The organism is Leptospira ilyithenensis (genome assembly GCF_004771005.1).
Lineage (GTDB): Bacteria > Spirochaetota > Leptospiria > Leptospirales > Leptospiraceae > Leptospira_A > Leptospira_A ilyithenensis.
The window spans coordinates 43,317-58,762 of record NZ_RQHV01000001.1; the positions used below are offsets into that span (position 1 = coordinate 43,317).

14 protein-coding genes are annotated in these 15,446 nt (G+C 41.8%); 9 read left to right on the plus strand and 5 right to left on the minus strand.

The genetic code is table 11. The annotated features are described in order from the left end of the window. Positions 1-26 precede the first annotated feature (26 nt). Genes sppA through EHS11_RS00235 form a run of 3 tightly spaced genes read left to right on the plus strand, consistent with a single transcriptional unit; the run spans position 27 to position 3,162 of the window. A complete protein-coding gene (gene sppA / locus EHS11_RS00225) occupies positions 27-1,019 on the plus strand; it encodes a signal peptide peptidase SppA (RefSeq protein ID WP_135762409.1) in 993 nt (330 codons plus the stop codon). A gap of 12 nt (positions 1,020-1,031) precedes the next feature. Then, on the plus strand, positions 1,032-2,459 hold the full coding sequence (locus EHS11_RS00230) for an MBOAT family O-acyltransferase (protein WP_135762410.1): 1,428 nt from the start codon (positions 1,032-1,034) through the stop codon (positions 2,457-2,459). Between the two features lie 22 nt (positions 2,460-2,481). Then, positions 2,482-3,162 carry a hypothetical protein gene (locus tag EHS11_RS00235; RefSeq protein ID WP_135762411.1) on the plus strand — a complete coding sequence of 227 codons (681 nt, stop codon included), beginning with the start codon at positions 2,482-2,484 and terminating at the stop codon, positions 3,160-3,162. 50 nt (positions 3,163-3,212) lie between these two features. On the opposite strand, the gene EHS11_RS00240 is transcribed toward EHS11_RS00235, so the two are convergent. The 3 genes from EHS11_RS00240 to EHS11_RS00250 all read right to left on the minus strand — a co-directional run bounded on the left by EHS11_RS00240 (position 3,213) and on the right by EHS11_RS00250 (position 7,303). Next, entirely contained in the window at positions 3,213-3,653 is a 441-nt protein-coding gene (locus tag EHS11_RS00240; protein ID WP_135762412.1) for a tetratricopeptide repeat protein, read from the minus strand. A gap of 241 nt (positions 3,654-3,894) precedes the next feature. Further along, positions 3,895-6,321, minus strand: a complete 2,427-nt coding sequence (locus tag EHS11_RS00245; protein ID WP_135762413.1) for a penicillin-binding protein 1A — start codon at positions 6,319-6,321, stop codon at positions 3,895-3,897. Between the two features lie 22 nt (positions 6,322-6,343). Further along, positions 6,344-7,303 carry an MBL fold metallo-hydrolase gene (locus tag EHS11_RS00250; RefSeq protein WP_135762414.1) on the minus strand — a complete coding sequence of 320 codons (960 nt, stop codon included), beginning with the start codon at positions 7,301-7,303 and terminating at the stop codon, positions 6,344-6,346. Between the two features lie 58 nt (positions 7,304-7,361). On the opposite strand from EHS11_RS00250, the gene EHS11_RS00255 reads away from it, so the two are divergent. Genes EHS11_RS00255 through glyA form a run of 3 tightly spaced genes read left to right on the plus strand, consistent with a single transcriptional unit; the run spans position 7,362 to position 10,287 of the window. Then, on the plus strand, positions 7,362-8,189 hold the full coding sequence (locus EHS11_RS00255; RefSeq protein ID WP_135762440.1) for a rhomboid family protein: 828 nt from the start codon (positions 7,362-7,364) through the stop codon (positions 8,187-8,189). Next, a complete protein-coding gene (locus EHS11_RS00260; protein ID WP_135762415.1) occupies positions 8,186-9,046 on the plus strand; it encodes a lipoate--protein ligase family protein in 861 nt (286 codons plus the stop codon). The genes EHS11_RS00255 and EHS11_RS00260 overlap by 4 nt, the downstream gene beginning before the upstream one ends. Beyond that, complete coding sequence (glyA, locus tag EHS11_RS00265) at positions 9,043-10,287, plus strand: serine hydroxymethyltransferase (RefSeq protein ID WP_135762416.1); 1,245 nt, start codon at positions 9,043-9,045, stop codon at positions 10,285-10,287. Before EHS11_RS00260 ends, glyA begins: the two co-directional genes overlap by 4 nt. Before the next feature lie 203 nt (positions 10,288-10,490). Here glyA and EHS11_RS00270 read toward each other — a convergent pair whose 3' ends face one another. Beyond that, positions 10,491-11,285, minus strand: a complete 795-nt coding sequence (locus tag EHS11_RS00270) for an NRDE family protein (protein ID WP_135762417.1) — start codon at positions 11,283-11,285, stop codon at positions 10,491-10,493. 144 nt (positions 11,286-11,429) lie between these two features. Here EHS11_RS00270 and EHS11_RS00275 point away from each other — a divergent pair, with 144 nt between their 5' ends. From EHS11_RS00275 to EHS11_RS00285, 3 genes are read left to right on the plus strand one after another with little or no spacing between them, the layout of a single operon-like run. After that, on the plus strand, positions 11,430-12,035 hold the full coding sequence (locus EHS11_RS00275; RefSeq protein WP_135762418.1) for a DUF4254 domain-containing protein: 606 nt from the start codon (positions 11,430-11,432) through the stop codon (positions 12,033-12,035). After that, positions 12,032-13,087, plus strand: a complete 1,056-nt coding sequence (locus EHS11_RS00280; RefSeq protein ID WP_210413597.1) for a glycosyltransferase family 9 protein — start codon at positions 12,032-12,034, stop codon at positions 13,085-13,087. Before EHS11_RS00275 ends, EHS11_RS00280 begins: the two co-directional genes overlap by 4 nt. Further along, the gene (locus EHS11_RS00285; RefSeq protein ID WP_135762419.1) at positions 13,081-14,142 is read left to right on the plus strand and encodes a hypothetical protein; all 1,062 of its coding nucleotides are present in this window, start codon (positions 13,081-13,083) and stop codon (positions 14,140-14,142) included. The genes EHS11_RS00280 and EHS11_RS00285 overlap by 7 nt, the downstream gene beginning before the upstream one ends. 3 nt (positions 14,143-14,145) lie before the next feature. Here the strand turns inward: EHS11_RS00285 and EHS11_RS00290 are convergent, their stop codons facing one another. Beyond that, complete coding sequence (locus tag EHS11_RS00290; protein WP_135762420.1) at positions 14,146-15,435, minus strand: glycosyltransferase; 1,290 nt, start codon at positions 15,433-15,435, stop codon at positions 14,146-14,148. Positions 15,436-15,446 lie beyond the last annotated feature (11 nt).

The following is a 15,446-nucleotide window of genomic DNA, read 5'->3' on the forward strand; positions in this document are numbered from 1 at the left end:
AATCTTTCCGATCTTACAAAGGTTCTATGTCCTTAAGGAAGCATTTTTTTAGTGTCCTCACAATTGTTTTTTCCCTTACATTCCTTCAATCCTGCATCATTGGCCTTCCCTCTTTGGCAGGAACAAAAGCAGATTTCGAAGAAAAACTGATCTCCGGTTCCGACAAAGATAAGATTCTAATTATTCCTGTTGAGGGAGTGATCAGTGATGAAAGCAGAGAGTCTTCTCTCTTCGGAAGCGGAACGGAGTCTATGGTCGCAAGGATCAAAGAATCCCTTAAATTCGCAGAAAAGGATCCGAATATCCAGGGAGTGATTCTTAAGATCAACTCCCCCGGCGGAACCGTCACTGCAAGTGATATCATCTACCAGGAAATTCAAAAATTCAGAATCAAAAAAGGGATTCCTGTTTTTTCCGCCTTTATGGATACCGCTGCAAGCGGAGCCTATTATATTGCAATGAGTACGGATTCCATCGGTGCCCATCCAACAACTGTTACAGGGTCGATCGGAGTGATCATGCAGGGAATCAATGTCAAAGAAGGATTGGATAAGATCGGAGTGAAAGATCAATCCATTACTTCCGGAAGCAACAAAGCAATGGGCTCTCCCCTAATCGAACAATCTCCCGAACAGAAAAAAATCCTACAATCCATTGTAGACGGTTTGTATGATCGTTTTTTTCAAATTGTAAAAAAAGGAAGACCGAACGTTTCGGAAGCTAGGCTGAAAGAAATTTGTGACGGTAGGATTTTTACGGCGGAACAGGCAAAGAAGGAAGGACTGGTAGATTTCATCGGTTACTTCGACGATTTTCAAATTCAATTGATGAAACATCCTAAATACGGCGGACATAGAGACGGCAATCCTCGATTGATCATTTACCAACGCGGCCGGGGAAAAGTTGAGAATATTTACCAGACCATGGATTCTTCCGAAAAACAATTTCAATTCGGAATTGTGGAAAAACTATTCAAACAAAATTCAAACGCAAAGTTCTTTTATCTTTGGGATCTATAGGCCGCCAAATAAATGTTATTCAATTCGATTCCCTATCTCATTCTATTTGCTTTAACCTATATTATTTACTGGAATATCCCTCAAAAAGGAAGAAAGACCTTATTACTCACTTCTTCCGTTATTTTTTACGGGTATTTCAGTTTTACTTTTTTGTTTCACTTTCTTGCGGTGATACTTGTCAACTACTGGTTTAGCGAAAGAATTTTCAAAAAGAAAGAAGAAGGAAAATCCGACAAACTTCTACTAACGACGATTGTCGCTTTGAACGTAGCCAACCTTGCGTTCTTTAAGTATTTTTATTTTGTAACAGGAAGCGTTTATTCGATCACGGGTTGGACGCAAGCAAAAGCTTTTACTGAATCCTGGAGTATATTTTTACCTCTCGCCATCAGCTTCTACACATTCCAAGTGATTGCTTTGCAAGTGGACATTCATAGAGGGATCTTAAAAGATAAAATCAGTTTCCAAGATTACTTTTTGTTTATCTTGTTTTTCCCGCAACTGATCGCAGGTCCCATCATGCGATCTGACAATTTCATTCCTCAAATCGACCATCCGGAGATCGATTCGGATAGAATGAAAAAAGGTCTTTTCCTTCTTATGGGAGGGCTTTTCAAAAAAGTAGTCATAGCGGAAAATATTGCTCCGATCATTGCACCGATCTATATGGATCCGGGTAAGTATGATAGTTTTTCCCTTTTATTTGCTAATCTTGGTTTTGCGATGCAGGTATATTGCGATTTTTCCGGTTATACGGATATGGCGCGCGGATCTGCCAATTTACTCGGTTACGAAATTCCTGAAAACTTCAAGGGACCTTTTCTCGCACAAAGTTTCAGAGATCTTTGGAGCCGTTGGCATATTACACTTTCCTCCTGGCTCAGAGATTACCTCTATATCCCTCTCGGTGGCAGCCAAGGAACCGTATTTCGTTCCAACCTCAATATGTTCATCACTATGTGTCTCGGAGGGCTTTGGCACGGTGCCAACTGGGCGTTCGTAGCCTGGGGGGCTTATCTGGGAGCTTTTTTATGGATAGAAAGGTCTCTGTATTTGGCCCGGGGCAAAAAGAAATTATTACCGGATAGTCTTCCTTTTGTAGGCCTTATCAGAACCATTTGCGTGTTTTTTATATTTTCCTTTTCGGGAGTTTTCTTCCGGGCGGCAGCTCGTGGAGACGAATCCATGAATGTTGTTTACGAAGTTTTCAAAGGAATTTTGACTTTTAGAAATGTGGGAGATACTTTGGACCGGGTCAACGAACTACCTATGTTTGTTGTGATCGGGCTATTTTTCAACTGGCTCCAATATTCGGATGTAGCCTATTCAAAACTCAAACCTTACCAAAATTACCTACTCCCTGCATTTGCAGTTGTTATGCTGCTACTTATGGGAATTTTCGGAGACGGTGGACAAGATTTTATCTACTTTCAATTTTAGTTTTTCAAAGGAGATCCCGGCTTTGTTATTTGTAAAAAAAACAATCAGGGATCTCTTCTTTCTTATAGGGGTTTTATTTTTCTCTTCTTTCTGCTATCCAAAGACAGAATGGATTCGAAACCTTCCTCCCGATGCGGCTTCCAACAAATCAGATCGGATAAAAAAAAATCCTATCCCTCTGGGAATCTATCTTCGTCCGAGTGAAAAAAAATCTCCGATGAAATCTCTTTCCCATCATTACGAATGGACCGAATCGATTTATATTTCCAAGGGAAACCAATTCACGAAAGAATATCGTGAAAAAAACGAATCCCCCGACGAAACGAAATTCAAAATCATCTCAGGAAAAGGAAATTATAAACAGCAAGGTGTTTGGGTGTTATTCGAAACAAATTCCATTCAAAAAATAGAATGTTCCCCGGAAAAAACAAAATGGAAAACGGAGGATTGGAAAAAAACAAATCTATGTTCTCATTCCCCTGATTCGGTTTCTTTTTCCCATTCTCTGCTCTATCATTATAAAACGGAAGATCAATCTCTAGCGCCGATGCAATACGAATCAGGATACACCGAATCCAGTTTCGGAATCGTTTGGGAATCCAAGGAACCTTACAAGGAAGATATTTTATTTAAAAAAGCGCGGGATAAGTTTACAAAAAAAGAATTCCAACCTCACGTCTATTACTACGGGAGGTTGGATTGATTCAGGAAAGAATCGAAGAGGGTAACCATCTCTAGAAAAGAATCATAACATTATTTGAAAGCGAGTAACTCGCACGCTCTTCCGTAAGCAACATGATCGTTCGCCGCTTTTGTTGCATACTTGGAAACACCATGAGCTTTGAAAGCAAGACTTGCTTCTTTTGCGCGAAGGGATGCTTCACAGTAATTTCCTGCTTTGAAATCAGCACCGGAAGAAAGATAGAGAATCGAAGCAAAACTCTTGTGAGTTTTTAAACCGATTGCTTCGCGAATCTTCAAAGCACGTTTGTAATGGGAAGATGCCAATTCGTATTCTCCGAGGCTTTCTTCTTCGGAGGCAACTTTCACTAGCTCGTTGGAAATCTCAGTAAGAGTCTCTTTATCGTAAGTATTCAAAAGAGAGTTCACTTCTTCGTCGTTTACAGTCATTTCGAATGCTGACAAAGACACCGTGAATCCTACTATAGTTGCCAAACTGATTGCTAGTTTCATAACCAATCTCCCAAGGAACCGTTTCCTTTTCGTTCTGATTACTAAGTGCAATAACCGTACCAGAAAATGAGTGAGGTTATATCCGGTACGAGAAAGGGTCGAATCTTTTGCTACAATGCACGGAAATAAGGACGGGAGCTAGTTTGGCTGGGGGAAATAAGAAAAGTTAAAGAAATAGATTTTTGCTTATGGATTGTACAAAAGCAAAAATCCGCCTATTTTCTAGGCAGCCTGCGGTGAATTAATGCGGTTGCCCGATTTCATCGTCACTGATTTCTAGTTCCCTTTGTAAAAAGTCATTCAAGTCCATAGAGCGGAAATGATCTCTTTCCCCATCGCATTGTCTGGAGCCAGGAACCGATAAAGTTCTCCCGGCAACAGTGATCGGTTTTAGAAACATATTGGACACCAAAGGGCAGTTAGGACCGGGGGTAAGTCCGTTGAAGGAACAGGTGGCACCTTTGATTACATCGGCAGGAATCTCTTCCGGTCTGTCAGAAGAACCAAAACCAGGATAAGGACCTTCGTTGTACCATCGGGAATACATTTTCCCCCAAACAGGAGCGGCAACTCCGGCAGCTGTCGTACCCTTTCCCAAAGAAAGAGAAGATTTATCAAAGCCCATCCAAACTACGGAAGTGTATTTCGGATCGAAACCGCAATACCATACGTTGGTATAAGAAGAAGTCGATCCTGTTTTTCCACCGGAAATTCCTTTGTAATTCCCTTTGTCGGAAGCACGCAAGGCTTGAGTCGGTGTTCCGCCTGTCGCTACACCGATTAACATTTGTTTGATAATATATGCCGTCGCCTCCGGGATGATTTGGATGGCGCCAGTTTTGGCTTCTTCTGCCAATTCTTCCTGAACCTGTTTTTCCCGGTTGTAAACTACGGTGCCGCTCTGATTCAAAACATAACGTATGCTAAACGGAATAACATCTTTTCCTTTATTGGCAAGTATGGAGTATCCCAATGCCATTTCGTAAGGAGTGAGTTCGGCCACTCCCAAAGCGAGAGCGGGTCCGGTAGGAAATCTGGTTTTATTGGCTTTGGTGACTTTGGAAGAAAAATCGATGACAGAATCCGTTCCGGTTCGCATCAGCACTTGAACGGAAACAATATTCAAAGACAGGGAAAGTGCACGGGACAAAGGAACCATCCCCCTGAAATCACCGGAGATATCCTGGGGAGAATATCCTTCTCCTTCTTCTGTAATCGTCGTTAGGGGGGCATCCATAATTCCCGTTCCGGAACCTACCGCTCTGTTCTGAATGGCAGCAGCATATACGAAAGGCTTGAATGCGGAGCCGGTTTGTCTTCTTGCCTGCATCGCCCGATTGAACTGGTTTTTAGGAGTGAATCTGGATCCGCCCACCATCGTCTGGATGTATCCTGTTTGGTGGTCGATCGTGATGATGGCGCCTTCCACATGTAGATTGGAAGAAAACACAAGGGAGGAACGCATAAATTCCTTAACCGCAGAACTTTCGTTTTCCGACGGAGTGAAATCGGTAAGTAGTTCCAATGCCGGTCCCATCTCTTTTTCCAGATGAAGCCGGAATATCTGTCTATCATCCAAATTGGTGATATAAGGAACACCAACGGGAAAAATAGTACCCATCAGATTGTAAAGAGAAACCAATCCGCGATCCGCTCTTCCCGCATAACGAAAATTTGCTCCGAATGCATAGCGGTCCTGTTCGATGAGTGCCTTTCTAAGCTCTTCTTCGGCAATTTCCTGTTTACGAACATCCAAAGTGGTATAAACACGAAGGCCGCCAGTGTAAACAGCTTCATCCCCCAATTCCTTTTCCAAAATCTGTCTGGTCCATTCGGTGAAATGAGGAGCACGATTGAGCTTGGTCCCCCATGTGGAACGGGAAGGAGATTGTGTGATTACTATAGGCCAATACCTTTCCCAGAATTCATTATGGATTTTCTCTACTTGGTCTTTAGGAATAAATCCGTTTTTTGCCATAAGCCTCAAAACCACCAAATGGGAGTTTTTTGCATCCATAGGATTTTTGAACGGGGAATAGTGCACCGGTGCTTTGGGAAGTCTGGCGAGTAAGGCCGCTTCCGCAATATCCAAATCTCTTACGTCTTTTTGAAAGTATACATTTGCCGCGGAGGAAAGTCCCGTGGTTCCATGGCCTAGATAGATGAGATTAAAATAAATTTCTAATATTTCTTCTTTGGTATATTCCTGTTCGATCTGAAGAGTGAGAAGAGCTTCTAAAAACTTACGTGCAAATGTTTTTTTACGTTCCTGCAAAATGGTTTTGGCAAGCTGCTGGGTTAATGTGGAACCGCCCTGAACAATGCGTCCCGCGAGCAGATTTTTAACGGCTGCACGAACGATCGCGGAAAAATCAATTCCGAAGTGATTGAAAAAATTGTCGTCCTCGACGGATAAAAACGCCTGGATCACATGAGGAGGAATGTCCTGGAATTTTAATAATTCCTGTTTGTGCCGGTAAAGTTCCGCAAACAACACTCCGTTCGTATCATATAATTTTGTGGGAGTAGTAGGTTGGTAAGATGCGAGTTTTTGAAGTTCTTTGCCTTGGTTCACTTCGGAAAGTACATATCCGAAGAAAAGACCGCCAAATAATGCCGAAACGAAGAATGCAGTCAGAGTGTATTTTAAAGTTTTTTCACGATTCATATATTTTTTAAAATCTTAAGTTCTATAGGTGGAAACGAAGTCCCTCTCTTGCCAAATGGATCTTGAGTTTCTTTTCTCCTAAAAATTTCTTATGCAACCTGGAAGCTTCATAAATTTCATAAATTTTTTCATCAGAATAGGACGGTTCATGGTGAGTCAGGACTAAATTTTTCACATTCCATGCGGTGGCACAATTCACAGACATTGTATAGGAAGTATGACCCCAATCGAATTTGGAAAAGGATTCGTCCAAAGTGTATTGGGTGTCTAACACGAGCAAGTCGGCGTCCTTGAAAAAAGGAGCGTAGTCATGAATGATGGACATATCCTCTCCCGTAAATTCGGCATCGGTTGCGAATATAAATACCTTGCCGAGTGCATCCGTAAATTTATAAGCAAAAGATCCTCCGGGGTGTTTGAGAGGATGGATTTCCACTTTGATTCCGCTCGGGAATTTCATTTCATCACCGGGTAAAAAATGATGAAACTCCTTTCGGGAACCGGTATCCGCAAAACGGACAGGGAAAAATTCAGGCCTTTGCTGGCTCTCCAGTCTGGCTTCCAAATCCGCGTAAGGAGAATGAAATTTAAGATGAAATTCGGGAAAATAGATCGGTTTGAAAAAAGGAAGCCCTTGGATATGATCCCAATGGGTATGAGTGATGAATATATTTACATCTTTTTGGGCTTTTTTATTAAAATAGGTCTGAAGCAGATCGTCACCTACGTTACGAACCCCGGTACCCATATCCAAAATATAGATTTCCCCTTTTGCATCGGTCACCGTAACGCAAGTAGTATCGCTTCCCGTAACAAACTTCAAATGGTAAGGTAACTTTTTCCAAAAGTCCTCCACTGAGTTGCGGGTTTGGGGCGGTTTACTGGCGTACAATTCTAGGATTTCTAGGATTTTTTTGCGATAATCCTGGTTGCGAAGGGGGGCCGCAATGGAGCCACGAACCCCGAAGAGTTGAACGATCACTTCCTCGATTATAGGAAATCGACTTTCCTTGTCACTCAAGATTTGCGAGTTTGAATTTATGCCCCCTCGTTCTCCCTCAGGTTATGAGCTTCGGTTTGGACCCGAACTGACTTCTATCGTTCGTATCCTACTTATCGCAAACGGAACCATATTCGTTCTACAGTTTTTGACCCAAATGTTGTTCAAAATGCACTTTTTAGAGGGATTGTTCGCACTTTCCCCGGCCGCTGTGATGGGAGGCTCCGTTTGGCAACTCATCACCTACTCGTTTTTGCACGTAGATTTTTTCCATTTGCTCTTCAATATGCTCGCCTTATGGATGTTTGGCTCGGAACTGGAGTCCACCTGGGGAGGAAAACCGTTTTTAAAATTTTACCTTTTTGCGTCAATTATGGGAGGAGTTGTGACTTTGATTGCCTCCATTTCAGGATTTCCTCAAGGAATCGTTATGGGTGCAAGCGGCGGAATTTTCGGATTACTCGTAGCTTACGCCATCATGTGGCCTAACCGAGAAATTTTATTTATGATGATCTTTCCTTTGCGTGCCAAGTTTTTTGTGATGATCCTTATGTTAATGATCGTATTTGCCCAAGGCGGAAGGGCCGCCCATATGGCACATTTAGGCGGTGCAATCGCAGGTTTTATCCTGATGAAACTGTACACCGGCTGGAAGGACAATTCCTCCAAAGGAAGTTCCTGGTCTCTTTCTCGTTATTTGCAAAAAAGAAGATTCCAAAGATACCAGGAAGAAATGTACAACCGTGAAAATGCAAAAAAAAGAGTGGATGATCTTTTGGAAAAAATCTCACGGGAAGGAATGAATTCCTTGTCGAGAAGTGAGAAAAAATTTCTAAATGATGCATCTCAAAAGTATTTCAACGAGTGAGTTCGGATTTATTTTTCTTTCCTCCTACTTCCATACGCTCGCCTTACTATAACTTGGCGGTAGAAGAATCGATTGCATTGCATCTCGCCTCACTCGGGTTAGTTGGAGGGATCAGGCTTTGGGTCAATCCCAGATCCATCATTCTGGGACTTTCCGAAGATCCTAAAAAAAATATAAAGCCTTCCGTTTTGGAAAATTTTCTAAAGACGGATATTTCCGCACGAAAACCGAACCCAAATGCGGTTTATATTGCAAGACGTGCCTCGGGAGGCGGAACCGTCTATCATTCCCCAACGGGAAATATCAATTATAGCATCTACGTAAATCTGGACAAAAGAAAGGAGCTGTTTGCGGTCAGAGACTCCTATGATATTTTACTAAGGATAGTAGCAAGGGCACTCGCAAAACAAGATATAGGTGCAAGTCCCAAAGGTAAATCCGATTTGGCAATGGAAGAATCCGGAATCTTACGCAAAATCTCAGGCAACGCACAATTTCGAAAAAAAAATTGTATCGTTCAACATGGGACACTGATTTTAAAAAAAGAATTGATCGGAGAAGTTTCGGATTTACTACTTCACCCTCCCGAAGAACCGGACTACAGAAAGGAAAGATCCCATTCCGATTTTTTAACTGCACTGCCCTCTTCTTTTTCCACACAACAATTCCAAAAAGATCTGTTCCGAGAATTTGCAGATTATTTGGGAGTGAAAACAAACATGGAAAATCCCGATTTTTCCTTCTTCGGAAGAGGGTTTTCTACTTTTCGGAAAGTAGTCCTGAAAGAATCTGAAATTATCCGTAGGCGAAAATACGAAAGTTTACCATTTATTTTAAACAGAGAAATTCCAACATGAGTTTGCAAAACCAAGACCCAGAAGTTTATTCCGCACTAAAACACGAAGATGAGAGACAGGAAAATTCTCTCGAAATGATCGCAAGCGAAAATTTCGTTTCACAAGCGGTCCTTGAAACCTATCACTCCACACTAACAAACAAATATGCGGAAGGTTATCCCGGAAAAAGATATTATAACGGATGTGAAAACGCGGATAAGGTGGAAGAGCTCGCCATTGACCGCGCAAAAAAATTGTTCGCCGCTGAATATGCCAACGTGCAGCCACATAGCGGTGCACAGGCGAATATGGCCGTTTTTCTGGCGGCACTCGAGCCGGGAGATAGTTTTCTGGGGATGAACCTTGCTCACGGCGGACACCTAACACACGGCAGCCCGGTCAATATCAGCGGAAAATATTACAAACCGATTCCTTACGGAGTCACTGAAAAAGAAGAAACTATAGATTATGCGGAAGTGGCAAAACTCGCAAAAGAACATAAGCCGAAACTCATAGTCGTAGGAGCATCCGCTTACCCAAGGACGATTGATTTCACAAAATTCAAAGAAATTGCAGATTCCATCGGAGCGAAATTGATGGCGGATATTGCACATATCGCAGGTTTGGTGGTGACAGGTGAACACCCTAGCCCAGTGGGATTGTTCGATTATGTAACTACCACAACTCATAAAACTTTACGCGGACCGAGAGGCGGACTTATTCTTTCTCAAACAGAAAATGAAAAAATTCTAAACTCACGAGTGTTTCCCGGAATCCAAGGCGGGCCTCTTATGCATGTGATTGCGGCAAAAGCAGTCGCATTCGGCGAAGCACTTCAGCCTGAATTCAAAACTTACATCAAACAAGTGCTAAAGAACGCAAAAATACTTGCGGAAACTTTTCAAAAACGCGGATTCAGAGTCGTTTCCGGAGGCACTGACAATCATATTGTGCTTTTGGATGTTTCGGTAAAAGGACTCTCTGGCCGTGACGCTGCGGACGGACTGGATGAAGTGGGAATCACTGTGAATAAAAATGCGATTCCATTTGATAAAAATCCGCCGGCAGTTGCATCCGGAATCAGACTCGGATCGCCTGCGCTTACCACGCGGGGACTGGGAGATGCCGAGATCGAAAAAGTGGCAAATCTGATCTGTGACTTTTTGGATCATTACGGAGACACATCTTGGAAGGAAAAAGTGAAGGCAGGCGTGAAAGAAATAACGAAATCGTTTCCAATGACAGGGTTCAGACTGGGTTAACGGGGATTAGGTGGTCGATGAGTTCCCCCGCCCCTTCGAGCGCCCATAGAAGCGAGAAGTATCCGAAGGATCATCAGCAAAGCTGGATCTTAGGGTGGGGAGGAGTGGTTCGTGGGAAGCCGCTCCCCAAACCCCTACCATAAATTGATTCCCCCGTCAAACACCTCAAAAATTTTATTTCTATTTGTTCGCCTTTTTACCCTTTATTTTCGGACTATTGAAAATTCATAATGTACATCTTCTGTTTCCCGGGTAAAAGGGCCGGGATAAGTTTTCTCCCAAAAAGAACAAACCCCTTCTTCGGAGATCATTACAATCGTGCTGACTCGGGTTCCATACCCAGGAACGGAAATTCGCACGGAAGACAAAGCCATTTCCTTCAAAACTCCGATCCCGGTATCAGGCAAACTTTCTTCCGAAGCTTTTTCCTCATCGCCCAAAGTATGAAATAACTCGGAAGCAATCTGAGACGGATCATTTCCTTTCTCCGTTTTTTCGGAAATTCGAATCATGGCTTCTCGAATTTTTTTAGTCTTCGGCCACTCCGTGTTCCACAAGCTATTGCTAAGCGCATGAAATCCTGGTCCGATCGTTTCGACCCCATCTCTTCGATTGGAAAGATATCTGGCTTCTTTTCCGTCAAACAGGAATAAGTTGAATCCTTCATAAAAATTTCTTCCGGTATATAAATTCTTCGCATAATCTTCTGCGGAAAATTCACCTCGTAAAAAATTCTCTACCAATTTTCCTCTGGAAATCGGATTGGAAACTGGCGGATCTCGAAGATCCCGTTTATTGGTAACAAATGAAATTTTCCCTTCTTTGGTAACGCCTAACCAAGTACCTAACGATATTCGGTCCCTACCTGCCAAAAGATAAGGGGCATCTTCCCAGAACCCTGCACGGGCTGCAGGTCTTGCAAAAAATTCGTCTCGGTTGGATGCAATCACAATCGGATAACCATCCCATATTTTATATGCCAAACCTACTAAACACATGGCTCCAAAAGAAAACTTTTTACTGCCTTGTCAAATTATTACCGATCTTTTATATAATAGTACATTTCCGAAAAGAAGAGAAATGAATAAATATTTGGATTGAATTCGCAGATATTACAAAAACCCTACTAAAAAGAGAAACTCATGAACCTCGACGGAAATAAAGCAGTCTCCATATTTCAACAATCCGTATCGGATTGGCATAAAAAAGAAGCTCCTCACCCAAATCCTTATCCGGAACATACTCTAGAAAATATTCTCTACAATAAAAACCATGTAGATACCATCCAATGGCATATTGAAGATGAAATTCGCAGACCGGACATCCCTTTGGAAGAAGTAGTCGCATTAAAAAGAAAAATAGACAAACTCAATCAGGATCGTACGGATATGGTTGAGAAGTTAGACGATTTCGTTATCTTGCTGTTTAAAGACATTGTCCCCAAACAGAACGCGAGACTCAATTCGGAATCTCCTGCATGGCTTTTGGACCGAATGAGCATATTGGAATTAAAGATTTTTCACATGCAAGAGCAAGTAGATAGAAAAGATGCCGGCGCATCGCAAGAACATCTTGAAAAATGCAGACAAAAACTAACGATTCTCCTGGAACAAAGAACAGATCTTAAAACCTGCCTGGATGAACTTTTTACGGACTATAAAAATGGGGATAGAAAAGTAAAAGTTTATCGTCAAATGAAAATGTACAACGATCAAAATCTGAATCCTTCCCTATACAAAACAAAATGAACTTACTAGTATTAAGATTTTCTGCAATGGGTGATGTAGCTCTTATGACTCCCGCGCTCATTGCCATCGCAGCAAAATACTCCAATGCTCAACTAACGATAGTTACTCGCGGAAATTTCTCACCTTTCTTTTACAATATTCCGAATGTCAATGTACTTGGGATCAATCTCAAAAAATACAAGGGTTTTTTCGGAGTTATCAAACTCTATAGGGAAATAATCAAACTGGGTCCCTTTCATGCAGTCGTGGATTTACATGGCTCGGTTCGATCCAGGATGATTGCTTTCTTCTTCCGATGGCAGGGAATCCCTACTTCCAAGATCATCAAAGGGCGAAGGGAAAAACTCCAACAAACAAGAAGGTTCAATAAAAAGATAAATCCGCTCCCTCATACTGTGGATCGTTATTTGAACGTTTTTAAAAAAGTAGGATACGATGCTCCGATCCGCAAAGGGCCTTGGCTGAATGTGGATGGAGAATCAAAAATGTTTGCCAAAGATTATTTCAAATCCATCGGCCTTGAAAAAAAATCCGGCCAATGGTTCGGGTTCGCCCCTTTTGCCGGACACGCCCTCAAAGAATGGCCTTTTCCAAAATCCAAAAAACTAACAGAAATTTTGTTAGAAGAATTTCCCGATTGTCATGTATTTCTATTCGGAAGCAAGGACGAAGGAAAACAACTGGAAAACCTGAAAGCAGGTTCGTCCCGGATCAATCTTGTTCAAGGCGGGAATCTGGGGATACGTGGAGAGTTGGGAATTATGGAACGTTTGGATCTGATGATTGGAATGGATTCATCTAACGTTCATATTGCGGCACTATTGAAAAAGCCGGTGATCGGTTTGTATGGCACCACCCACCCTATGTCCGGATTCGGACCTTTTGCACAGGAAGATTCCGGTGTTTTGCAAGTTGACCTGGCCTGCCGACCCTGTTCTATTTATGGAAATACCAAATGTTGGCGAGGCGATTTTGCTTGTATGGAAATGATCGATCCGTTTGACGTAGTACGTCGCATTCGCTTTCTACAGAATGTAAATACTTTATGGTAAAGTCGAAGCTCATTGTATCATACTTTTCCCTTTTAACAACCGTTACTGTCTTTACTTTTTCCCAACCTCCCACCGATTTATTTTCCCAACCGACAACAAATCCAAGCTCGAATCCAAAAGCCCCGGTTGAAATCGATTCTTTCGATTCTCCGGTCATTGAAAATTTTTTACCTTCTCCCAATAAGGAAAAGTTCGAAGAACAGATTTCATGCAGCAAGGAAGACTGCATTCAAATTCCATTTACAAAGGAAAACAAAAACATCTCCCAAGTATGGGAAGAGTTGGGAAAAAACAGCGGCAAAGTGGTCGTAGAAATCAAAGATAAAAATCTGAAGATTGATGATGAATACTTGGAAGATTTGGTAGAATATCTGAGAGAAATTTCCAAGCGGGACGGAAATGTTTCTTTCGAACCTTATTATATCGGAATCAGAGCATTCGGATTTGCAGATATTCCTGTGTTTAAGGATTTATTCGGAGTCAGCTACAATATCTACAAACGAATCAAATCCATCTTGATTTTCAATCGGATGAAACATTATAATGCAAAAGTTTTGTATCATCCGGTAACACATGAAATCATGTTGTTTTACTTTTTTCACAAAAATTATGGCAACCTTTGCGATACTGTTTATTCAACATGCACCAGCTTACAGTATATAGATGATGATTTTTTCGACTTCCAACTTTCTCAAGCACTTACAAAGTCGGAAAGAAACAATGCACCGGTTGAAGTCAAATTCCAACAAGTGTCGGCGGAACTACCTCAGGTAAAACTGGACATAGACCATTTGCTTGTAGCGAACCGCTCTTCCCGACTTTATAAATGGTTGATCGCTTCCAAAGAAACGGACACCAAAAAGATAAAACAGGAAAGGTTTTTGGATCTGAGCTTAGTTGTATCCATTTTAGATTATAGTCTGAAAGCATACGAGCTTGTGGAAGCCATTCGACTGTATATGCCGGTGCGAAAGATGAAATCCGAAGTCGTATATGACGATTCCACCGGCAACAAAGTAGTCAAATCCGTCGTATTTACCAAGATCACCAAATAGTCTTTAGTGGTTTACGAAATCAAAAAAAATATCCAAAAGAGTTCCCTTCTTTTCTTTTCCCTTTGTAGCTTCGATTAACTTGCGATACATTTCTTCCATTGCATCAACGCATTTGCTCATTTCATGACCGGAAGCAATCTCAATGGAATTTTTGGAAAACTCTTTATACTTCTCCGGATCATTCAAAAGTCGAATGGAAAGTTCCGCCAATTTTTTTACATCAAAAGGAGGCGCGATATATCCGTTTCTTTCCTCTTGGATGAGTTCAGGCAAAGCGAAAGAATCCACACCGACAGCAGGCAGCCCGCAAGCAATGGACTCAAGTACAACTAACCCTTGTGTCTCCATAGTGGAAGCAGTCAGAAACAAATCATATTGAGGGTATATATTGTGCAATTCCGCATTGGGAACAAACCCTTTGAAAATAATCGAGTCCTTTAACTCCAAATGTTCCGCTTGTCTTTGCAAAGACGGAATGGCCGGACCTTCGCCTATGATTGTTAAGGTGGCTTTTGGGAAAACATCATGGATCAATTTGAATGAATTTAAAATCACATCGCAATTTTTCTCATAAGAAATCCTTCCCACATGCAAAAGTTTCGGAGCGGAATTGTCCAAAGATTTGACCTTGCCTGTAAATCGTTTCAAATCCATCCCGTTGGAAACAACCGTAACAGGCCGGGTGATTCCGTAATCCGCCAATTGTTTTTTGATCAAATGGCTCGGCGAAACTACAACATCACACCTGTTATATAAGTCATTGCATATTTTTAGAATGATTTTTTTTCTAAGATTGAAATTGTCGAATTTTACAAATTTATCCAAGTCATCTATGTTCATTTTCTTTTTAAATTTGTTGATTTTAAAAAAAAGTTTGTCCAGTTTGAACAACCGATAGAAGGAAACATACATCTCTTGTTCTGCCATGAGTGTGTGATAAGTTCCAACAGTCGGTATCCCGAATCGTTCCGCTGCATTGACAGCGTAAACTCCAAGTAACCCGGGTGTGTGTATGTGAATGATATCGGGCTGAAAGTCTTCTATGATTTTTTTGATTTTGCCTGGAGATGGTAGTACCACTTTGATGTCGGGGTAACTTGGCAAATATCCGGAGCGAAATCGAATTACCTGGATATTGTCGCCCATTCTCTCAAAATCCCCTTCTCCGTAACGAGGGGCGCAGATGGTGAATTCATGCCCCCGCAGGGATAAAAGTTCCGAAAAATTCTTTATCGAGACGGCTACGCCGTCCGTTTTCGGTAAAAATGTGTCGGAAAAATATAGAACTTTCAATCGGAACCTCT